The sequence below is a fragment of the Rathayibacter sp. VKM Ac-2759 genome (assembly GCF_009834225.1).
Lineage (GTDB): Bacteria > Actinomycetota > Actinomycetes > Actinomycetales > Microbacteriaceae > Rathayibacter.
Map to the genome: position 1 here is coordinate 3,254,198 of NZ_CP047176.1, position 20,565 is coordinate 3,274,762.

Below are 20,565 nucleotides of genomic sequence, written 5' to 3' on the forward strand. Positions count from 1 at the left end.
CTGACTATATGCCTGCGGAGGGCCGGAGCGCCAGTTCGGGGGCAAGGAGGTTACCGGCTGCGAGTGCGCCGGGCAAGGACGAGAAGCGCCCGGAGGCGTCCGGACAGGATGGTCGCATGCCCGCTTCTCCCCGTTCCTTCCCCTATCCGCTCGGCGTCTCCCTCCGCGGCGACGACGGCGCCAACGTCGCCCTCTACTCCGAGACCGCGGACAGCGTCGAGGTCTGCCTCTTCGACGAGTCCGGAGCCGAGACCCGCGTCACCCTGACCGACCGCACCGGCCACGTGTTCCACGGCATCGTCCCGGGCATGACGATCGGCACCCGCTACGGCCTGCGCGTCGACGGCCCCTGGGACCCCGCCAACGGCCTCCGCCACAACGCCGCCAAGCTGCTCCTCGACCCGCACGCGACCGCGATCGAGGGCTCGTACACCTGGTCCGAGGACGTCTTCGGCCAGTTCTACGAGGACGCCGACACGCGCAACGACGCCGACGACGCCGACGCGGTGCCCCGCTGCGTCGTCACCGACCCCGCCTCCTTCGACTGGAGCGGCGACGTCGCACCGCGGATCCCGCTCGAGGAGACCGTGGTCTACGAGGTGCACGTGAAGGGCTTCACCAAGCTGCACCCCGACATCCCCGAGGACATCCGCGGCACCTACCGCGCACTCGGCCACCCCGCCGCGATCAAGCACTTCACCGACCTGGGCGTGACCTCGGTCGAGCTGCTGCCCGTGCACCAGTTCGTGCAGGACTCGCACCTCGAGGAGAAGGGGCTGCGCAACTACTGGGGCTACAACTCCCTCGGCTTCTTCGCCCCGCACAACGAGTACTCGCACGCCGGCGACGACGGCTCGCAGGTCGACGAGTTCAAGGCCATGGTCAAGGCGTTCCACGAGGCGGGCCTCGAGGTCATCCTCGACGTGGTCTACAACCACACCGCCGAGGGCAACGACAAGGGACCGACCCTCTCGTTCAAGGGCATCGACAACGGCTCCTACTACCGCCTCGTCGAGGACGACCGCGCCAACTACTTCGACACCACCGGCACCGGCAACAGCCTCAACGTCGCGCACCCGGCGGCGCTTGGTCTGATCATGGACTCGCTGCGCTACTGGGTCACCGAGATGCACATCGACGGCTTCCGCTTCGACCTCGCCACCACCCTCACCCGCCAGACGGGCGAGGCCGAGGTGCACAGCGCGTTCCTCGACCTCATCGCGCAGGACCCGGTGCTCGCGCCCGTCAAGATGATCGCCGAGCCGTGGGACACCGCCGGCTACCAGGTCGGCGGCTTCCCTGCCGACTGGTCGGAGTGGAACGGCAAGTTCCGCGACGACGTGCGCGACTTCTGGCACGGCGCCGACTCGGTGCTCGGCACCACCGCGCAGCGGATCCTCGGCTCGCCCGACGTGTACGAGGCCGACAAGCGCTCCCCCGTCTCGAGCGTCAACTTCGTCACCGCGCACGACGGCTTCACCCTCGCCGACCTCACCGCCTACTCGCGCAAGCACAACGCGGCCAACGGCGAGGACAACAACGACGGCGAGAGCGACAACCGCTCCTCGAACAACGGGGCGGAGGGGCCGACCGACAACGAGGCCGTGAACGAGCGGCGCGCGCGCATGCGCCGCAACTTCCTCGCGACCCTGCTGCTCTCGGCCGGCGTGCCGATGATCCTCGGCGGCGACGAGATCGCCCGCACGCAGGGCGGCAACAACAACGCCTACTGCCAGGACGACGAGATCTCGTGGTTCGACTGGGAGAACGCGGACCAGGAGCTGCTCGCCTTCACCCGCGAGCTGATCGCCCTGCGCCGGGCCGAGCCGGCGCTGCGCCCGAAGTGGTTCCGGCGCGCGCCGGGCGACGGCGGCCCCGACACCGTCGACATCCTCCGCTCCGACGCCGAGGGCTTCGCCGACGAGGACTGGGACAACCCCGACGCCCGCTCGATCACGTTCGTGTTCGAGCACGAGGGCAGCGACTCCTTCGCCCTGCTGATGAACGCGGCCGAGAACGGAGTCGAGTTCACGGTCCCGAAGGCACCGGGCGCGGAGTGGGTGCTCGCCTCCTCGAGCGACCCCGGCCAGGTCGTCGAGGGCGAGGTCACCACGCTGATCGTGCGCGACGGCTCGTTCACGCTGCTCCGCTCGGCCTCCTGATGCCCGGCCGGGCCCCGCGGCGCCTCCGCTTCAGCGGGCGCATCGCGGGGTTCGGCACGGCCTCCGGCACCCGCGTGGTGCTGGGGATGTGGGAGCGGACGCCGCTCGGCCCCTTCGCCGACGCGATGATCGAGGACCCGGGCGGGCACCGCCTCCTGATCGCGCCGTCTCCTGAGGCCGCAGATCTCATCGCAGCGACGTACTCGTTCGACGAGGTGCGGATCGCCCCGGTCGCGTGGCGGCGGATCGACGGCGGGCTCTCGCTCACCGCGGGCCCGCTCGCCGTGACCCTGCGCCTCGGCGGGCTGACTCCGCTCGGCCGCCTGCTGCGCGTCGTGCCGCGCGCGCTCGCCGAGCACCCGGCCTGGCTCACCGCGATCTCGCCCGTCGCGTCCCTGCTCGTGCGCGGCGTCCGCACCGCGGGCTCGGCCGGCAACGGCCGGCGCGAGTACTACGGCGTGCGCGCGATCCGCCGCGTGCTCGCGGTCGACGCGGCGCTCGACGGAGGCGGCCTCGGGCCGCTCGGGCCGCTGTCGCCTCCCGTGCGCTTCGGCTTCTCGTCGGCTCCCGCGACCCCGGCGATCGTCGACGTCACCACCACCATCGTGCTGCCGCGCGGAACCGCCGCACCGGCAGCCACCCGAGAGAGAGGAAGCGCCTCGTGAAGAAGGGCGACAAGATCAGCTGGAACACCTCGCAGGGCGAGACCCACGGCGAGCTGGTCGAGAAGAAGACGAAGGAGTTCCAGTTCGAGGGCCAGAAGTTCAACGCCTCGGACGACGAGCCGTACTGGATCGTGCAGAGCGACAAGACCGACGCGAAGGCCGCCCACAAGGAGTCGTCGCTGACGAAGAAGTAGGGCCGGGGGAACTCCGGCTCGAGCGGATCGATCCGTCACGGAAGGCCCGTGCTGCGCACTCGCACGGGCCGTTCGTGACGGATCGATCGCGCTCTGCCCCTCGCCCCGGGCACCGCGCGGAACCACGTACCTGTCAGCAGGAGGTCAGTCCCCGTCGCGGAGGCGCTTCGGGGCGCGGACGTCCCACGCCTCGCGGAGCAGCTCGGCGAGACGGTCGGGCGCGACGCGATCGAGGCGCACCAGCACGCTCGGGTGCCCGTCGTAGTGGCTCGTGGTGAAGAACGCATCGGGGTCGCTCTGGAGGAGCGCCTCGCGGTCGCCGAGGTCGGCGCGCCAGACGAGGAGCACGCCCGGCTGCTGGTGCAGCCGCGCGAACATGGCAGGTCCTGCATAGAAGGCGGGGGTCCTGTAGGCGGTCCGCTCCTCGGTGCCCGGGAGCGCGAGCGCCAGCCGGCGCACGTCGTCGTCGCTGCTCATGCCGCCAGTGTGCGCCCCGCCCGCGGCGCCGGCCAGGGGCTGGTCCCCGGCAGAGGAGGATCGATCCGTCACGAAAGGCCCGTGCTGCGCACTCGCACGGGCCGTTCGTGACGGATCGAGCACCGTCAGAGTGCGCCGACGAGGTGCTCCTGGCGGCCGTCGCGCGCGAAGACCGGGACGACCGGGAGCGGCGCGGCGGCGGTGATCCACCGGCCTCCGTCGTGCTCGGCGCCGGTCGACAGCTCCGTCCAGCGCGCCCCGGCCGGCAGGTAGACCTCGCGCGAGCGCGCTCCGGCCTGCGTGACGGGGGCGACGAGCAGGTCGGGACCGAAGAGGTACTGGTCCGCGAGCGTCCACGCCACCGGGTCGTCGGGGAAGCCGTGGAAGACCCCGCGCATGACCGGCTGGCCCGACTCGTGCGCCTCCCGCATCACCTCCCGCGTGTAGGGCCGCAGCAGTTCGCGCAGCTCGAGCAGCGACGTCAGCACCGGGGTGACCTCGTCGCCGAAGCTCCAGATCTCGTTCGCGGCGCCGGTCGCGGCACGCCGCGTCCCGTTGGCGGCCTGCACGGGCTGCGAGGGCGCCCGGTCGCCGTGCAGCCGCATGACGGGGCTGAAGGCCCCGAACTGGAACCAGCGCACCAGCAGCTCGCGGAACTCCGGATCGCCCGGGTCGCCTCCTGCGAAGCCGCCGATGTCGGTCGTGAACCACGGGATGCCGGCGACGCCCATGTGGATGCCCGCCGTGATCTGGTGCCGCAGATCGGCGAAGGTCGAGTGGATGTCGCCCGACCAGACCAGGGCGCCGTAGCGCTGACTCCCCGCCCAGGCGGTGCGGACGAGGTTGACGATCTCGGTCTCGCCGCCCTCTCGCTGCCCCTCGTAGAACCCGCGCGAGAACGCCTGCGGGTACAGGTTGCCGACCTGCACCGTCGGGCCCGCCGCGTAGCGGTAGTTGTCGAAGTCGTAGACCCCGTACTCGGGCTCGGCCTCGTCGAGCCAGAACAGGCGGATCCCGTGCGCGCCGTAGTTGCGGCGGCACGCGTCCCAGACGAACCGCCGGGCCGCGGGGTTCGTCGCGTCGTAGAACGCGCTCGGGCCCTCGAACTGCATGTGCAGATCGAGCCCGCGCTCGGCCTTGACGAGCAGATTGCCCCGCTTCATCGCGACGTAGTTCTCGGAGTCGACCGAGACCTGGGGCCAGACCGAGACCATCAGCTCGATGCCCAGCTCGCGCAGCTCGGCGACCATCGCGGAGGGGTCGGGCCAGAACTCCTCCTCGAAGCGGAAGTCGCCCATGTGCGGCCAGTGGAAGAAGTCGGCGACGATCACGTCCATCGGCAGCCCGCGCCGCTTGTGCTCCCGGGCGACCTCGAGGAGCTGCTCCTGGTTCCAGTAGCGCAGCTTGCACTGCCAGAAACCGAGGCCGTGCTCGGGCATCATCGGGACGTGCCCGGTCGCGTCGGCGTAGGCGCGCGTGATGTCGGCGGGGGTGTCGCCCGCGGTCACCCAGTAGTCGAGCTGCTGGGACGACTCCGCGAACCACTCGGTGCGGTTCGCGGCGAACGTCGCCCGGCCGATCGCCGGGTTGTGCCAGAGGAACCCGTAGCCGCGGCTGGAGAGCACGAACGGGACGCTCGACTGCGAGTTGCGGTGCGCGAGCTCGAGCGTGCAGCCCTTCAGATCGAGGATGTCCTGCTGGTACTGCCCCATGCCGTAGAGCTTCTCGTCGGCGGCCGTCTCGAACAGCGCGGTGAGGCGGAAGTCGCCGCCGAGGTGCGCCCGCTGCTCCCGGGCGCGCAGCTTGAGCGCCCCTCCGCTGCCGAGCTCGGAGAAGAGCAGCTCACCCCGGGCGTCGAAGAACGAGAGAGCGCAGGACATCTCGTGGTAGCCGGTCTGGTAGCCGTAGCCCTCCTTCTGCTCGAGGACGACCGTGATCCCTCCGTTGCGCAGCGTCGCCCGCGACCCCTCGATCGTCACCTCGGGGTCGAGGTGCTCGGGGGTCACGAGCGCCCAGTCGGTGTCGAGCACCTCGCCCATCACGATCGCCCGGACCCGGACGCTGTCGGCGCCCCACGGTTCGACGACGATCGTCTCGCCGTCACCCCTCCAGACGAGGCGGGTGCCGTCGACGTCGAACGCGTGCTGAGTCATGTGTTCCTTCGAGTTCGTCACGGGATCAGTCCTTGACCGCGCCGGCCGTGACGCCCGCGGCCACGTAGCGCTGGGCCACGATGAGCAGGACGGCTGCGGGGATCGAGGCGATGACAGCGGTGGCCATGATCCCGTTCCAGTTGGTGGTGGTCGATCCGATGTAGCGGTAGAGGCCGAGCGTGAACGGCACGATGCTGTTGCCGGACGTGAGCGAGTTCGCGTTCAGGAAGTCGGCCCAGGCGAACAGGAACGAGAACAGCCCCGCGGTCACGATGGAGTTGCGGCTCAGCGGGATCACGATCGAGACGAACGAGCGCCAGTTGCTCGCTCCGTCGATCCGGGCCGCCTCGATGAGCTCGTCCGGGATCCCGAGCATGAAGGCGCGCAGGATGATCACCGCGAACGGGACCGAGGCGGTCGCGTCGGCGAGGATCAGGCCCGGATAGGTGTTGAGGAGCCCGAGCGCGTTGTAGATCGCGAAGAGCGCGGTCACCAGGACGATCCCGGGGATCATCTGGGCGAGCAGGAACACGAACATCACGAGGCCCGTGCCGCGCACCCGGAACTTCGCCATGGCGAACGCGGCGGGCAGCGCGATGGCGAGCGTCAGGATGACGCAGCCGATCGAGATCACCAGGCTGGTGACGAGGTTCGGCAGCTGGGTCGAGAACGCCTGGATGTAGCCGTCGAGCGTGGGATCCGAGGGGAAGAGGCTCGGCGGGGTCTGGATGAGGTTCTGCGGCTTGGTCAGCGAGACGTTGACCATCCAGTAGAGCGGGAAGAGCAGGAAGCCGCAGAGGACGATCGCGATGGCGACGTCGATCCCGCGTCGCAGCGGTGTGGTGGTCGGATTCATCCGAGGGCCTCCTTGCGCTGGGCGCGGATGTAGATGAAGCCGAAGACGAGGGCGACGATCACGAGGATCTGGCCGGCGGCGGCTCCGACTCCGAACTGCAGGTCGGTGAAGGACTGCTCGTAGGCCCAGGTCGCGAGTGTGTGCGAGCTGTTGGCGGGGCCGCCCTTCGTGAGGATCCAGATCACGTCGAAGACCTTGATCGTGTAGACGAGACCGAGCAGGAGGGTCACCGAGGTGACCGGTCGCAGCAGCGGCCAGGTGATGCTCCAGAAGGTGCGCCACCGGCTCGCCCCGTCGAGGGCCGCCGCCTCGTAGAGGTTCTCGGGGATCCCCTGCAGGCCGCCGTGGAGCAGCACCATGTTGAAGGGGATGCCGAGCCAGATGTTGGCGATGATGACCGACCAGAGCGAGACGGACGGATCCGTCAGCCAGCCGATCTGAGCGCCGAGGGCGGCGTTGAGGATGCCGAACTGCTGATCGAAGATCCAGCGCCACGCCGTCGCCGAGACGATCAGCGGCAGGAGCCAGGGCAGGAGGATCAGCGAGCGGAAGGTCGCCGACAGCGGGAACCGGCGGCTGAAGAAGAGGGCGAGGGCCATCCCGATCGTGAACTGGCCGGCGAGCGAGACGACCGTGAAGACGACCGTGTGCCAGGCGATGCTGCCGAAGATCGGATCGGTGACGACCGTGATGTAGTTGCCGAGTCCGACGAAGGGCGCGTCCCCGGTGACGAAGGCCCTGGGGCCGAAGTCCTGGAAGCTGAGGATGACGCCCCGGATGATCGGGTAGACGAAGAAGACCAGGAGGAAGATCACCACGGGGGCCATGAAGCCGATCGCGGCGAGCCTCAGGTGGGAGCGGGGCCGGCGGCGGGCGGGAGGCGGCGTCGCCGTCCCGCCCGCGACCGGCGCCGTGAGAACGGCGGAGTCGGTCATCCGGCCGCTACTTCAGGCTCGCCGCGGCGTCGTCGAGAGCGGCCTGCGGCGTCTTCGAGCCGGTCAGCGCCTCCTGGATGGCCGTGTAGAGGGCCTTCGAGGTGTCGGGGTAGGCGACGCCGAGGTCGCTCGTGCGACCCTGCGCCACCGTGATGGCCTCGACCCACGGCTCCAGCGCCGGGTCCTCCGTCGCCTGGTCGGCGGCGGCGTCGGCGTACGGCATGATGTACGACTGGCCGGCCGCCCAGGCCTTGAGGCTGTCGGGCTCGATCACGCACTGCGCGAACTCGGTCGCGAGCTTCTGCTTCGCGTCGTCGGCCGTGACGACCTCGATGAACTCGCCGCCGAGCGGGCTGGGCGCCGCGCCGCCGTCCTTCGCCGGGAGGGGGACGACTCCGTAGTTCATGCCGGCCTCGTCGAGGGCCGAGAGCTGCCAGGTGCCGTTGACCATCATGCCGAGCTTGCCGGCGAGGAACTGGTCGCGGACGTCCTGCTGGTTCGAGTTGACGTTGGCCTGGGAGGCGGAGCCGGCCTTGACGAGGTCGGTCCAGAGCGCGAGCGCCGAGACGGCGTCGTCCGAGGAGATGTCCTCGAGCGTGGCGCCGGAGCCCCAGAAGAAGGGCAGGAACTGGAAGGTGCCCTCCTCGGAGGCGTTCGCCGAGAAGCCGATTCCCTTGACGTCGCCCGAGGTGAGCGACGCCGCCGCGGCGGTCAGCTCGTCCCAGGTGGTCGGCGGCGTGATCCCGGCAGCGTCGAACAGATCCTTGTTGTAGAAGAGCGCGAGGGTGTTCGACCCGATCGACGAGCCGTAGGTCTTCCCGTCGAGCCGGCCGGCCGCGAGCACGTTCGGCAGGACGTCGGAGGTGTCGAGCCCCGAGGTGCCGTTGTCGACGAGCAGCCCCGTGTCGGCGAACTTCGCCACGTTCGGGTTGTCGAGGATGACGAGGTTCGGCGTGGTCTTCGACGAGGCCGCCTGCAGCAGCTTGGTCGTCAGATCCGGATCCGAGGTCCGCTCGAGAGTGACGCCGGTCGACGCCTCGCAGCTCGAGAGGAGCGTGCCGTAGGGCGACGAGGCGTCGTACTGGGTGAAGCCGTCCCAGATGGTCAGGGTGGTGTCGGAGCCCTCGGAGCCTCCGCCCGCGCTGCACGCGCTGAGGGCGACTCCGGCGAGGAGGACGAGGGAGGCGGCGCCTGCCGCCCGTCGGGTGCTGTTCTTCACGGTATTCCTCTCTGAATACGGTCGGTCCGAGCCGTTCGCTCGCGCCGAAGAAGCCTCGAGTGATCCGCGTCGAACCGGTTCACCCGAGAGTACGGCGAGCATAACCAGAACGGAGAACCGGTTCAATAGCGAATAGAGAACCGGTTCTCCACTGGGGCCGGACGAGCCCTCCGCGGCGAGGCGCGCCTCAGCGGCGGGCCCGATGCCAGGAGGCGATGAGGCTCGCGCCGCGTCCGGGGTCGAAGGGAGCGGTGGTGCCGAGATCCGCGATGACCGCGGGAAGGAGCTCGACGACGCCCGGCGCGGCCGCGCCGGTCAGCTCGTCGAGCACGAGGTTGACGGCTCGCGAGACCATCTCGTCACCGGGCAGGTCGATGACGGTCACGGGACGGTCGGCGTGCCGCATGACCGCCTCCGGAGCGACGGTCATGATCGAGCAGTCTCCCGGAACGGACAGCCCGAGCTCGGTGAGCCGCTCGACGAACGGCTCGAGGACGCCCGGCCCGTGCGTGACGACCGCACTCAGACCGGGGAGCGCCTCCTGAGCCTGCTCGAGCCAGAGGTCGACGGTGCCGGCGCTCGGGATCACCGCACCACGGACCCCGCGGAGGCGGCACTGGTCGAGGAAGCCCTCGCGGAACCGCAGCGCGAACGCGTATCCGCTCTCGTAGGCGTCGGGCCCCATCCCCAGGACGGCGATCTCGACGTGCCCGAGATCGGCCAGGTGATCGACCGCGACGCGAGCGGCGCCGTCGAAGTCGAGGTCGATGGCGCTGAACGGGCTCCCCTCGCCCGGATAGCCCACCAGCGCCGTCGGAAGTCCGATCCCGGCGAGCACCGGGAGGCGCGGGTCGTCCCTCCGGATGTCCATCACGACGAGCGCATCGGCGAGGACATCGCGCGCCAGCTCGCCCTCGCCCGTTCCCATCATCAGGAGGTCGAAGCCGCGTGCGCGCGCCGCGTACATCGCGGCGCGCACGAACTGCATGAAGACGTCGACGTCGGTCTGCGCGGAGTCCGGGTCGACCGAGGCGAAGAAGCCGAGGATGTTCGTGCGCCGGAGCGCGAGTGCCCGCGCCATCGGATCCGGCCGGTAGCCGAGGCGCGCGACGCTCTCGAGCACGCGCATCCGCGTGGCCTCCGGCAGCTTCTTGTTGCCCGACAGGACGTACGAGACGGTGCTGCGGGCGACCCCCGCATCGGCCGCGACATCCCGGATGGTCACCATGTGCTCAGCGTAGCCAGCGCTCCCAGCGCGTCGGAGCGGTGGGGCCTCCGGCTCGTCGGATCCGCTTCGGCTCGCTGCGATCGGCCGATCCTGCGAGCCGAGCGCGATCCTGCGAGCCGGAGGTGCGCCGGGAGCCGTCAGGCCGAGCGGCGCACCAGCTCGTGCACCCAGCCCAGCTTCTCGGCGATCACCGGAGTGATCACGAACGGGTAGAGGTCGTCCTTGCCCATCGAGCGGTTCACGCTGTTGAGCGCGAGCGAGAAGCCGTGCCAGCGGCCGAGGATCTCGGGCATCTCGAGCGACGAGACGCGGTCGGCGCCGACCGCGTGCACGCTGCCGACCAGCGACTCCGGCAGGCGGCCCCACGGCCCCGCGACGGTCATGCCGACCGAGGCGGTCGTCTCGAGCGCGTCCGCGATGTGCAGGTAGTGGGCGAAGGTCTCGGCGAAGTCCTCCCACGGGTGGGTGGTCGCGTACTGCGAGATGTGGTCGTCGGCCCAGTCCTCGCTCCCCGACGCTCCGGAGTAGTGCGTGTCGAGCGCCGCCGCGTAGTCGGCGCGCTCGTCGCCGAAGAGCGCGCGGAAGGCGGGGACGAGATCGGTGCCCTCGACGAGCAGCTGCCAGTAGTAGTGGCCGATCTCGTGGCGGAAGTGGCCGAGCATCGTGCGGTACGGCTCGCCGAGGCGCGCCTTGAGGGCCTCGCGGTGTGCGTCGTTGCCCTCGGAGAGGTCGACGGTGACCACTCCGTCGGCGTGCCCCGTCGTCACCTTCGGCCCCTGACCGGAGGAGAGGAGCTCGAACGAGAGCCCGGAGCCTCCCGAGCGGCGCCGGACGGGCAGGTCGAGGTGGCGCAGCTGGCGCACGAGGCGCCGCTTCGCGAACTCGGCGACGGTGAGCTGGCTCAGGGTGGCGGCGTCGTAGACCGCGGGACGCACACCCGTCAGGGCGCAGGACGCGCAGGCGCCGCCCGTCCCCTCCTCCGCGAGCCAGGTGCAGCCGATCGTGTCGCGGTAGCGGCAGAGCTGCCGGCCCTCGGCCTCGGCCAGCTCGTCGTGGTCGAGGTCGTAGGCGAGCGCGGTGCGGCAGCGGAGGCACACCGCGTCCTCGAACTCGACGCGGGCCTCGCAGTGGGGGCAGCCGAACACGCGCATGCGGAGGGGGCCTTCCGGGGTGGTGAGGCGGCGGCGGGCGCCGCAGTCCGACCCTAGTCAGCCGCCGGGGAGTCCGCGCGGGGTTGCCGCGCGCACTCGCCGCCGCCTACGCGATGCGGATCAGCTTCTTGTTGACGAACTCCTCGAGCGCGCTGCGGCCCATCTCGCGACCCGTGCCCGAGCGCTTCACGCCGCCGAACGGCAGCTCGACCGCGTCGCCGAGGACGAGGTTGATCCAGACCATGCCCGCGTCGATCCGGTCGGCCAGACGCAGCGCCTGCTCGGAGTCGGTCGTGTAGAGGTAGGAGCCGAGACCGAACGGGGTGTCGTTCGCGACCGCGATCGCCTCGTCCTCGTCGCGCACGCGGTAGAGCGCGGCGACGGGTCCGAAGAACTCCTCGCGGTAGGCGTTCATCTCGGGAGTGACGTCCTCGAGGACGGCGGGCGGGAAGAAGTTGCCCGTCACCTCGCCGCTCGCGCGCACGGTCGCGCCCTGCTCACGGGCGGTCGCGAGCTGCTGCTCGAGGCGCGAGGTGGCGGCGGAGGAGGAGAGCGGGCCGAGGAGGGTCCCGTCGGCGAACGGATCGGCCGGCTGGGCCGCGGTGAACGCCTCCGTGAACTTGGCGGCGAACTCCTCGTACAGGTCGTCGACGACGATGAAGCGCTTGGCCGCGTTGCAGGACTGGCCGTTGTTGTCCAGGCGCGCCGAGACCGCGTCCTCGACGGCCTTGTCGAGGTCGTCGGTCGACAGCAGGATGAACGGGTCGGAGCCGCCCAGCTCGAGCACGACCTTCTTGAGGTGGCGCCCGGCGATCTCGGCGACGGCCGCGCCGGCGCGCTCGGAGCCGGTGACCGACACGCCCTGCACGCGCGGGTCGGCGATGACCGTCGCGGCCTGGTCGTTCGAGGCGTAGAGGTTCACGTAGACGCCCGCGGGGGCGCCCAGCTCCTCGGCCGCGGTGCGGAAGATGTCGGCGATCGCGGCGGCCGACTCCGGGCACTGCGGCGCGTGCTTCAGCAGGATCGTGTTGCCCGCGACGATGTTCGGACCGGCGAAGCGGGCCACCTGGTAGTAGGGGAAGTTCCACGGCATGATGCCCAGCAGCACGCCGAGCCCTGCGCGGCGGACGAACGCGGAGCCGGTGCCGTCGGACAGCTCGATCGGCTCGTCGGCGAGGAACGCCTCGCCGTTGTCGGCGTAGTAGCGGTAGATGTCGGCCGCGAAGCCGACCTCGCCCTGCGCCTGCTCGAGCGGCTTGCCCATCTCGCGCACGATGATCTCGGCGAGGGCGTCGGCCCGCTCGACGTGCAGGTCGGCCACGCGCGCGATCAGGGCGGCGCGGGTCGCGACGGGCACGGTCCGCGACCACGTCGAGTACGCGTCGTGCGCGGCTCCGATCGCCTCGGTGAGCTCGGCATCGCCGATGCCCGGGTACTCGCTCAGGGTCTCGCCGGAGGCGGGGTCGATCACGGCGTAGTGGGTGCTCATGCGGGCAGTGCTCCTTCGCGGTGGTGGGCCGGAGCGGTCGCGCCGTCCTCGTCGATGATCTCCTGCGCCAGCCGCCGGCCGACGCGGATCGCGCCGTCGACGTGCTGGTAGCCCTCGGCAGCGAGGTCGCTCGAGCCGAACCGGAGGGGACCCTCTGGCTCGAGCTGCAGCGCGCCGTAGCGGGTCAGCCCGCCCAGGTCGAAGCTCGCAGCGTAGGCGCCCTGCGTCCACTCCTCGGCGGCCCAGTCGCTCTCGTAGTAGACGACCGGATCCAGCGCGGCCGGCCCGTAGTAGGCGGCGAGCGAGTCGAGGATCGCGGCCTTCCGCTCGGCCTCGGGCAGGCGGAGCAGCCGATCGGCCTTCTCGTCCGAGACGAAGCCGACGAGCGTGCCGCGCTCCTCGCCCGCGTTCGAGTTGTCGTAGGCCTCGTGCACGAGGGCGTGCGGGCTGAACGCGGTGCCCGAGAGGCCGTCGGCGCGCCAGAACGGGGTCGCGTAGGTGGCGTGCACCTTGATCACGAGACCGAGCGACTGGTGCTGCAGCGACTGCTGGCGCAGGCGCGGCAGCGGCGGATCGAACGCGATGCGGCCGACGAGGTTGGGCGGCACGGCGACGACGGCGTGGCGGGCGCGCACCGTCGCGTCGTCCGTCCGCACCTCGACTCCGTCGGCATCCCAGTGCACCGAGCGGACCGGCGCGTCGAGCACGACCCGCTCGGCACCGAGGCGCTCGGCGAGGCGCTCGGGCACCTGCTGCAGGCCGCCGAGCACGCGCTTGTCGAGGATGAAGTCGGCGTCGACGAGGTGGCTGAAGCCGCCCGCGCTGGCCGCCATCAGCAGCGCCTGGAGCAGCGAGAACGAGTGGGCGGGCTTGGTGAGCATCGCGTCGGCGACGAACAGCGCGATGTTGGCGCGCGCCTCCGCGTCCTCTGTCTGCTGCTCGAGCCAGGCGCTGAAGCTGATGCGGTCGTAGTCGTGGGCGAGCGGATGCGCCCACGGGGCGGCCGGGTCGGTCTCGGACACGAGGCGGTCGAGCAGCCCGATCAGGCGCTCGATCTCGGCCTCGGTGGTCTCGGTGCCGGGGAAGATGTCGCCGGTGAAGCGGAGGGCACGGCCGTCGGCGCCGATGTAGACGCTCTCGCCGTCGCGGTAGCGGGAGTAGGTCGCGAGGCCCAGCTCGTCGAGCGTCTCGAGCAGCGCGGTCTGGTCGGGCGAGACCCACTGGCCGCCGAGCTCGAGCATCTGACCGTCGACCACGCGGGTCTCGAGGCGGCCGCCGACGCGGTCGCGGGCCTCCAGGACGAGGACGCTGCGGCCCTCCTCGTGCAGGCGGAGGGCGGCGGTGAGGCCGGTGGCGCCGGCTCCGATCACGACGACGTCGTACTCGCGCTCGATCCGGTGCATCTCGCTTCGGTGCATGACAACTCTTTCCGTCGGTGATCGCCGCGCTGCGCGAGGGATTACGAGCCATTTTGCCACACGGACAGCGGAGATGGGCGGTACACGGGGAGCCCTCCGAGAACTACATAGGCGTGCTATGTTTATGGACGTGCCCGATTCCAGCGCCCCCGTGCGCCTCGCCTCCGCCGCCACCGCCCTCGCGCGGTTCGCCGGCCGGTCCAGCGGTGCCACGGGTCTCGGCGCCCAGTCCGGCGCGGTCTGGTCGACGCTCGCCGAACTGCGCACCTCGCCGCCCGTCCGCCTCGGCGAGCTCGCCGAGCGCGTCCGCGTGACCCAGCCGACGATGACGGGCCTCATCGCCCGCCTCGACGAGACCGGCTGGATCCGCCGCGTGCACGACGAGAACGACGGCCGCGCCTGGCTGATCGAGGGCACCGCGGAGGGGTTCGCCGCACTCGGCGAGCACCGCCTCCGCCTCGAGAGCGCCCTCGCGCCGCTCTTCGACGGCCTCGACGACGACGAGCACCGCGCCCTCGAGCGCGCCGCGTCGATCATCGAGAGCCGCGTCGCCCGCACCCGCTCCCCCTCCCCCGAGAAAGGCCCCACGCCGTGACCCCCTCCCCCTCCGCCGCCGGCGGCTCGATCCTGAAGCAGCCGCTCGCCGTCTGGGCCGTCGCCTTCGCCGCGGTCATCGCCTTCATGGGCATCGGCCTGGTCGACCCGATCCTCCCCGCGATCGCGGAGAGCCTGGAGGCGACGCCGACCGAGACCTCGCTGCTGTTCACCAGCTACCTGGTGATCACCGGCGTCGTGATGTTCTTCACCAGCTGGCTCTCGAGCCGCATCGGCGCCAAGAAGACCCTGATGATCGGGCTCGTGCTGATCGTGGTGTTCGCCGCGCTCGCGGGAACGGCCGGGAGCGTCGAGGGCGTCATCGGCTTCCGCGCCGGCTGGGGCTTCGGCAACGCCCTCTTCATCTCGACCGCGCTCTCGACCATCGTCGGCGCGGCCAGCGGAGGCTCGTCGGCCGCGATCGTCCTCTACGAGGCGGCGCTCGGCATCGGCATCGCGATCGGCCCGCTGCTGGGGGGCCTGCTCGGCAGCGTCTCGTGGCGCGGACCGTTCTTCGGCACCGCCGTGCTGATGGCCGTCGGCTTCATCGCGATCGCGACCCTGCTCCGCGAGGACGGACCGCGACCCGCACCCACTCCCCTGTCGGCGCCGTTCGCCGCACTGAAGGTCCCCGCGATCCGCACCCTCGCCGGCGCGGCGCTCTTCTACAACATCGGCTTCTTCGTGTTGCTCGCCTACACGCCCTACCCGCTGGGGCTCGACGAGATGGGCCTCGGCTTCACCTTCTTCGGCTGGGGTCTCGGAGTCGCGATCACCTCGGTCTTCGTCGCCCCGCTGCTCACGCGGCGCCTGCCCCGCACCGTGGTCCTGCGGTCGGTGCTCGTGCTGCTCGCCCTCGACCTCGTCGCCGGCGGCCTGGCGATCTCGTCGCGGGTCGGGCTCATCGTCTGCATCATCGTCGGCGGACTCCTGCTCGGCATCGTGAACACCGTGCTCACCGAGTGCGTGATGGAGGCGACCGACCTGCCCCGCTCCGTCGCCTCCTCCGCCTACTCGGGTGTGCGCTTCCTGGGCGGCGCGATCGCCCCGCCCGCCGCCTCCGCGCTGGCCGCCGCGATCTCGCCCGCGTTCCCGATGTACGCCGCCGCCGGCGCCGTGCTGGTGGCGTCGCTGATCGTGCTGCTGGGCCGGAAGACGCTCACCCGGGCGGACGCCCACGGCGAGGAGCCGGCCGCCGTCGAGGCCCAGGCGATCGCTGTCGGCGAGTCGCTCTGAGTTCTCTGGGAGGGGCGTCCCCGCCGCCCCTCCCGCGGTCGGCTCGTCGAGGTGGTCGGGTACCGCAGAGCGTCCTGCGTTCGCTGCGCGGAATCGCCTGGCACGCGATTCCGCGGTGCGCTCGAGGATCCTGCGGTGAGCGACAGGTCGAGAAGACCGCCCCTCCCGCGGTCGGCTCGTCGAGGTGGTCGGGAATCGCAGAGCGTCCTGCGTTCGCTGCGCGGAATCGCCTGGCACGCGATTCCGCGGTGCGCTCGAGGATCCGGCGGCGAGCGACAGGTCGAGAAGACCGCCCCTCCCGCGGTCGGCTCGTCGAGGTGGTCGGGTACCGCAGAGCGTCCTGCGTTCGCTGCGCGGAATCGCCTGGCACGCGATTCCGCGGTGCGCTCGAGGATCCGGCGGCGAGCGACAGGTCGAGAAGACCGCCCCCGCCCGCGGTCGGCTCGTCGAGGTGGTCGGGTACCGCAGAGCGTCCTGCGTTCGCTGCGCGGAATCGCCTGGCACGCGATTCCGCGGTGCGCTCGAGGATCCAGCGGCGGCGGGAGGCCCGGAGACGGTCATCATTGCGCGCACCATCAGCTGAGAGGGGGCGGCCTCCTCCACTGAGCGAGGCCGACCTCTCTCAGCTGATGGTGCGCGGCGCTCAGGCCGCCACCTCGAACATCCTCGGGCGCAGCGGGGCCGTCAGCGGATCCGCCGCGCACGCCGCCAGCGCCGCCGCGAGCACCCCGGGCGCCGGGCGCGCCGAGCGCACGTACACGTCCACTCCGGCCGGCGTGAACGGCGAGCGGGCGAAGCGCGTCAGTGCCCAGCCCGCGTCGGGATCGGCCGCGACGAACGACCACCGGCTGCGCGCGAGCAGGGTCAGCGGCTCGACCCCGCGCCAGCGGAAGCCGAGCGGATCCGCGGGATCGGGCGTGTCGATCCCGACCACGTAGCGCGTCCCGCGGCGCCCGCGCCAGCTCACGACATCACCGACCTCGCCGCTCGGCAGCGGGGCGTAGGTGATCGCCACTCCGGCCCGCGAGCGCCAGAGCGGCAGGCTGGAGCCGCGCACGAACCACGTGCCCGTCGCGAGAGCGTCCCGGTCGATCACCGCAGGGCGTGCTTGATGTTGGTGCGGGCGAGCGCGACGGCCTCGCCCGCGCCTCCGTTCATCACGATCTTCGACATCGCCAGCGCGAAGCCCTTCACCTGGGCACCGGTGATCGTCGGCGGCAGCGACAGGGCGAGCGGATCCGTCACCACGTCGACGAGGACCGGCCCGTCCTCGGCGAGCGCCTCCCGCAGCGCACCCTCGACCTCCCTTGGGTCCTCGACCCGGATCCCGCGGATGCCCACCGCCTCCGCCACCTTCGCGTAGTCGACCATCGGCACGTCGACCGCGAAGTCGGGGAAGCCGTCGACCAGCATCTCGACCTTGACGAGCCCGAGCGTCGAGTTGTTGAACAGGACGATCGTCACCGGCAGCCGGTACGCAGCCACGGTCACCAGCTCGCCCATCAGCATCGAGAGGCCGCCGTCGCCGCTCAGCGAGACGACCTGCCGGCCGGGGTGCGAGAGCTGGGCGCCGACCGCCTGGGGCAGCGCGTTGGCCATCGACCCGTGCAGGTACGAGCCGATCAGTCGCCGCCGGCCGTTGGGCGTGATGTAGCGGGCCTGCCAGACATTGCCCATGCCCGTGTCGGCCGTGACGATCGCGTCGTCCGAGAGCAGGCCGTCGAGGGTGGAGGCGACCAGCTCGGGGTGGATCGGGCGGCGCTTCTCGACCTCCGTGTACTTGCCGACCACTCCGGTGACGAGCTTCTCGTGCTTCTTCAGCGTCTTGTCGAGGAAGCGGTGGTCCTTCGGCTTCACCAGCGGCGTGAGGGCGGTGAGGGTCGCGGCGACGTCTCCGTGCACCGGGTGCGCGACGCTCACGCGCCGGCCGAGCTTCGAGGCGTCGGTGTCGACCTGCGCGACGACGACCTTCCCGTCATCGGGCAGGAACTGCTCGTAGGGGAAGTCGGTGCCGAGCAGGATCAGCAGATCCGCGTCGTGGATGCCGGCGTGCGCCGCACCGTAGCCGAGCAGGCCCGTCATGCCGACGTCGTACGGGTTGTCGTACTGGATCCACTCCTTGCCGCGCAGCGAGTGCCCGACCGGCGCGCCGACCAGCTCGGCGAACGCGACGACCTCGTCGTGCGCATCGCGCACACCGGCGCCGGCGAAGATAGCGACGGTCCTCGCCTCGTCGATCGCCGCGGCCAGCGCCCGCACATCGGCGTCGGCCGGCACGAGCGTCGGAGTCGCGGGCAGCACGAACGCGGGGAACTCGCCCACCGCCTCCAGCTCGGCGATGTCGCCCGGGAGGGTCACCACGGCCACGCCCTTCAGCGCCACCGCGCTGCGCAGCGCGGCGTTGACCACCCGCGGAGCCTGCGCCGCGGTCGACACCAGCTCGCGGTAGTTCGAGCACTCGACGAAGAGGCGGTCGGGGTGCGTCTCCTGGAAGTAGGAGGAGCCGATCTCGTTGCTCGGGATGTGGCTCGCGATCGCCAGCACCGGGGCGCCGGAGCGGTGCGCGTCGTAGAGCCCGTTGATCAGGTGCAGGTTGCCGGGGCCGCAGCTGCCCGCGCACACCGCGAGCTTCCCGGTGAGCTGGGCCTCGGCGCCGGCGGCGAACGCGGCCGCCTCCTCGTTGCGCACGTGGATCCAGTCGATCCCTCCCTTCGCCGACCCGCCGCTGCGGCGGACCGAGTCCACGATCGGATTCAGCGAGTCCCCGACGATCCCGTAGATCCGGGAGACGCCGGCGTCGATGAGCTGGGCGATGAGCTGGTCTGCGACCGTCTTCTGAGCCATGGCCCTATTCGACTACTGTCCGCTGAGCGTCCGCCACTGCCGAGTGTCGGGAATCCGCCCTCGGAGGGACCCCCGCGCCCCCGTCCCGCCCTAGCCTGGGGGTCGATCCGTCCCCGCAGCCTCGTCTGGAGCAGCCCATGAACCGCCGTCGTACCGCCCTCGTCCTCGCCGCCTCCGCTCTCGCCCTCGGCCTGACCGGATGCTCGGGGATCAACAGCATGATGGGCGGCGAGACCCGCGACGACACGTCGGGCGAGATCGTCGAGGGCGGCACGACCGACGTCTTCCAGCTGCGCGTCGGCGACTGCCTCAACGACGAGTTGACCGAGACGGCCACCGAGGTCACCGACGTGCCGACCGTGCCGTGCACCGAGCCGCACAGCTACGAGGTGTTCCAGAACGTGACGATGGCCGAGGCGGACGAGTACCCGGGCGAGACGGCGACCACCACCCAGGCCGAGACCGACTGCACGGCCGCCTTCGAGGGCTTCGTCGGCCTCAGCTACGAGGAGTCGCAGTACGACTTCAGCTACTACTACCCGACCCAGCAGAGCTGGGACGGCGGCGACCGCACGATCAACTGCCTGATCACCGACCCGGCGGGCCCGAACTCGGGCAGCCTCGCGGGCGTCGCGGCCTGATCGTCTGCAGAAGTAAGGCTGGATCGCTCGAATCGCCGATTCCTGGCAGAGCGAGCGGATCCAGCCTTACTCGTGCGGCACCTTCGGCTGAGACGCGATTCCCGGGCGCGGGAAGAGGCGCAGCAGCAGGCCCGAGACGATCCAGATCGTCGCGATGCCGACGACCAGCCAGCCGGCCGGGAGTCCGGAGGCCGCGCCCGCGAGCACCGCTCCCACGGCGGCGGCCGCGGCGCGCAGGCCCGCGCCGATCGTGAACACCTGCGAGCGCACCGCCGCCGGGCTCTCCTGATCGCGCAGGAGCAGCATGGCCGCGTTGGCCGGGGCGGTGAAGATCCCCGCCACGGCGAACGCGACGACAGCGACGACGATCCCGAGATCGGGTGCGGCGATCAGCAGGGTGGCGCCCGTCGCGACGAAGCCCGCGCCCATCACCCAGGCCGGGGGCCGGCGGGTCCAGCGACGGGCGGCCACCGCGATCGCGCCGACCAGACCGCCGACGGCGAAGGCGGTGAGGATCCACGCGGCGCCGGCCGTGCTGCCGAGCCGCTCGAGCGAGAGCCCGATCGCGGCGACTCCCGCGGCGCCGCCTCCGACCTGGCTCAGCGTCCCCGCCAGGGTGACCACCGCGATCGGGCGGTGACGGACCAGGTGCGTGACGCCGGCCGCGATGGTCCGGCCGACGCCGACGGTCGGCATCGGCCGCGGCTCCATCACCAGCGCGAGGGAGCCGAGGACGCCGACGAGGGCGAGAGCGGCCATGGCGAGCATCGCGACCTGCGCGGAGCCCACTCCGATCGCCAGCCCCGCGATCGCCGGGCCGCTGATCGAGGCGACCGTGTACGAGAGCGAGTCCTGCGCGTACGCCCGCCGCGGGTCGGCGATCGCACTGGTGACGAAGCTCGACATGCCGCCCATGTAGACCGGAGTCGAGAGCCCCGCCAGGAGCAGGAGCAGGGCGATCAGCGGAGTCGGCACGTCGCCGAGGAACGCCGCCACGGCGAACGCGGCGGCCGTGACCAGGGCCGCGCCGACCAGCAGGCGGCGGGGCTTCCGGATGCGGTCGAGCACCGTGCCGACCAGCGGTGCGGCGACGACGCTCGGGAACAGCGCCGCGCCGGTCAGCAGGGCGCCGAGCGCCACGTCGTCGAGCCGCTCGACGGCGAGGACGGGCAGGGCGACGACCATCCCCGAGCTCGCGAGGCGGAGCGGGATCGACGCGGCCTGATAGGTGAACGCGCTCATGCGGCTCCGGAGGACATCACCCTCGATCGTGTCATGCCCGCAGGCCGGCCGCGCACACGCA

At 71.4% G+C, this 20,565-nt stretch carries 18 protein-coding genes; 6 read left to right on the top strand and 12 right to left on the bottom strand.

The features are described 5' to 3' along the window. Positions 1–116 precede the first annotated feature (116 nt). The 3 genes from glgX to GSU68_RS15250 are packed head-to-tail and all read left to right on the top strand — an operon-like array spanning position 117 to position 3,021. Complete coding sequence (gene glgX / locus GSU68_RS15240) at positions 117–2,162, top strand: glycogen debranching protein GlgX (protein ID WP_159909520.1); 2,046 nt, start codon at positions 117–119, stop codon at positions 2,160–2,162. Further along, positions 2,162–2,827: a hypothetical protein gene (locus tag GSU68_RS15245; protein WP_159909521.1), complete on the top strand. Its 666-nt coding sequence runs from the start codon at positions 2,162–2,164 to the stop codon at positions 2,825–2,827. Before glgX ends, GSU68_RS15245 begins: the two co-directional genes overlap by 1 nt. Further along, positions 2,824–3,021 carry a DUF2945 domain-containing protein gene (locus GSU68_RS15250; RefSeq protein ID WP_056866275.1) on the top strand — a complete coding sequence of 66 codons (198 nt, stop codon included), beginning with the start codon at positions 2,824–2,826 and terminating at the stop codon, positions 3,019–3,021. The genes GSU68_RS15245 and GSU68_RS15250 overlap by 4 nt, the downstream gene beginning before the upstream one ends. A 144-nt stretch (positions 3,022–3,165) precedes the next feature. Here GSU68_RS15250 and GSU68_RS15255 read toward each other — a convergent pair whose 3' ends face one another. The 9 genes from GSU68_RS15255 to GSU68_RS15295 all read right to left on the bottom strand — a co-directional run bounded on the left by GSU68_RS15255 (position 3,166) and on the right by GSU68_RS15295 (position 13,932). Further along, positions 3,166–3,498 carry an MmcQ/YjbR family DNA-binding protein gene (locus GSU68_RS15255; RefSeq protein ID WP_159909522.1) on the bottom strand — a complete coding sequence of 111 codons (333 nt, stop codon included), beginning with the start codon at positions 3,496–3,498 and terminating at the stop codon, positions 3,166–3,168. A 125-nt stretch (positions 3,499–3,623) separates the two neighbouring features. Further along, positions 3,624–5,651 (bottom strand): TIM-barrel domain-containing protein, encoded by a 2,028-nt coding sequence (locus GSU68_RS15260; protein ID WP_159909523.1) that lies wholly within the window; start codon positions 5,649–5,651, stop codon positions 3,624–3,626. A gap of 25 nt (positions 5,652–5,676) precedes the next feature. Continuing rightward, complete coding sequence (locus GSU68_RS15265) at positions 5,677–6,507, bottom strand: carbohydrate ABC transporter permease (protein WP_159909524.1); 831 nt, start codon at positions 6,505–6,507, stop codon at positions 5,677–5,679. Continuing rightward, positions 6,504–7,442 (bottom strand): sugar ABC transporter permease, encoded by a 939-nt coding sequence (locus GSU68_RS15270; protein WP_159909525.1) that lies wholly within the window; start codon positions 7,440–7,442, stop codon positions 6,504–6,506. Before GSU68_RS15270 ends, GSU68_RS15265 begins: the two co-directional genes overlap by 4 nt. Positions 7,443–7,449: 7 nt before the next feature. Continuing rightward, positions 7,450–8,661, bottom strand: coding sequence for an extracellular solute-binding protein (locus GSU68_RS15275; RefSeq protein ID WP_159909526.1), 1,212 nt, complete (start codon positions 8,659–8,661; stop codon positions 7,450–7,452). Positions 8,662–8,848: 187 nt separating this feature from the next. Continuing rightward, positions 8,849–9,889: a LacI family DNA-binding transcriptional regulator gene (locus tag GSU68_RS15280; RefSeq protein ID WP_159909527.1), complete on the bottom strand. Its 1,041-nt coding sequence runs from the start codon at positions 9,887–9,889 to the stop codon at positions 8,849–8,851. Between the two features lie 137 nt (positions 9,890–10,026). Then, positions 10,027–11,040 carry a putative zinc-binding metallopeptidase gene (locus GSU68_RS15285; RefSeq protein WP_159909528.1) on the bottom strand — a complete coding sequence of 338 codons (1,014 nt, stop codon included), beginning with the start codon at positions 11,038–11,040 and terminating at the stop codon, positions 10,027–10,029. 106 nt (positions 11,041–11,146) lie between these two features. Continuing rightward, positions 11,147–12,529 carry an NAD-dependent succinate-semialdehyde dehydrogenase gene (locus tag GSU68_RS15290; protein ID WP_159909529.1) on the bottom strand — a complete coding sequence of 461 codons (1,383 nt, stop codon included), beginning with the start codon at positions 12,527–12,529 and terminating at the stop codon, positions 11,147–11,149. Continuing rightward, positions 12,526–13,932, bottom strand: coding sequence for an NAD(P)/FAD-dependent oxidoreductase (locus GSU68_RS15295; protein ID WP_159910331.1), 1,407 nt, complete (start codon positions 13,930–13,932; stop codon positions 12,526–12,528). Before GSU68_RS15295 ends, GSU68_RS15290 begins: the two co-directional genes overlap by 4 nt. Before the next feature lie 145 nt (positions 13,933–14,077). Here GSU68_RS15295 and GSU68_RS15300 point away from each other — a divergent pair, with 145 nt between their 5' ends. Both GSU68_RS15300 and GSU68_RS15305 read left to right on the top strand, forming a co-directional pair. After that, complete coding sequence (locus GSU68_RS15300; protein WP_159909530.1) at positions 14,078–14,542, top strand: MarR family transcriptional regulator; 465 nt, start codon at positions 14,078–14,080, stop codon at positions 14,540–14,542. Continuing rightward, positions 14,539–15,777: an MFS transporter gene (locus tag GSU68_RS15305; protein ID WP_244259301.1), complete on the top strand. Its 1,239-nt coding sequence runs from the start codon at positions 14,539–14,541 to the stop codon at positions 15,775–15,777. The genes GSU68_RS15300 and GSU68_RS15305 overlap by 4 nt, the downstream gene beginning before the upstream one ends. A gap of 643 nt (positions 15,778–16,420) precedes the next feature. Here GSU68_RS15305 and GSU68_RS15310 read toward each other — a convergent pair. Both GSU68_RS15310 and GSU68_RS15315 read right to left on the bottom strand, forming a co-directional pair. After that, a complete protein-coding gene (locus GSU68_RS15310) occupies positions 16,421–16,873 on the bottom strand; it encodes a hypothetical protein (protein WP_159909531.1) in 453 nt (150 codons plus the stop codon). Beyond that, on the bottom strand, positions 16,870–18,621 hold the full coding sequence (locus GSU68_RS15315; RefSeq protein ID WP_159909532.1) for a pyruvate dehydrogenase: 1,752 nt from the start codon (positions 18,619–18,621) through the stop codon (positions 16,870–16,872). The genes GSU68_RS15310 and GSU68_RS15315 overlap by 4 nt, the downstream gene beginning before the upstream one ends. A gap of 137 nt (positions 18,622–18,758) precedes the next feature. Here GSU68_RS15315 and GSU68_RS15320 point away from each other — a divergent pair, with 137 nt between their 5' ends. Beyond that, positions 18,759–19,262, top strand: a complete 504-nt coding sequence (locus GSU68_RS15320) for a septum formation family protein (protein WP_159909533.1) — start codon at positions 18,759–18,761, stop codon at positions 19,260–19,262. 66 nt (positions 19,263–19,328) lie between these two features. Here the strand turns inward: GSU68_RS15320 and GSU68_RS15325 are convergent, their stop codons facing one another. After that, entirely contained in the window at positions 19,329–20,504 is a 1,176-nt protein-coding gene (locus tag GSU68_RS15325; RefSeq protein WP_159909534.1) for an MFS transporter, read from the bottom strand. Positions 20,505–20,565: the final 61 nt, after the last annotated feature.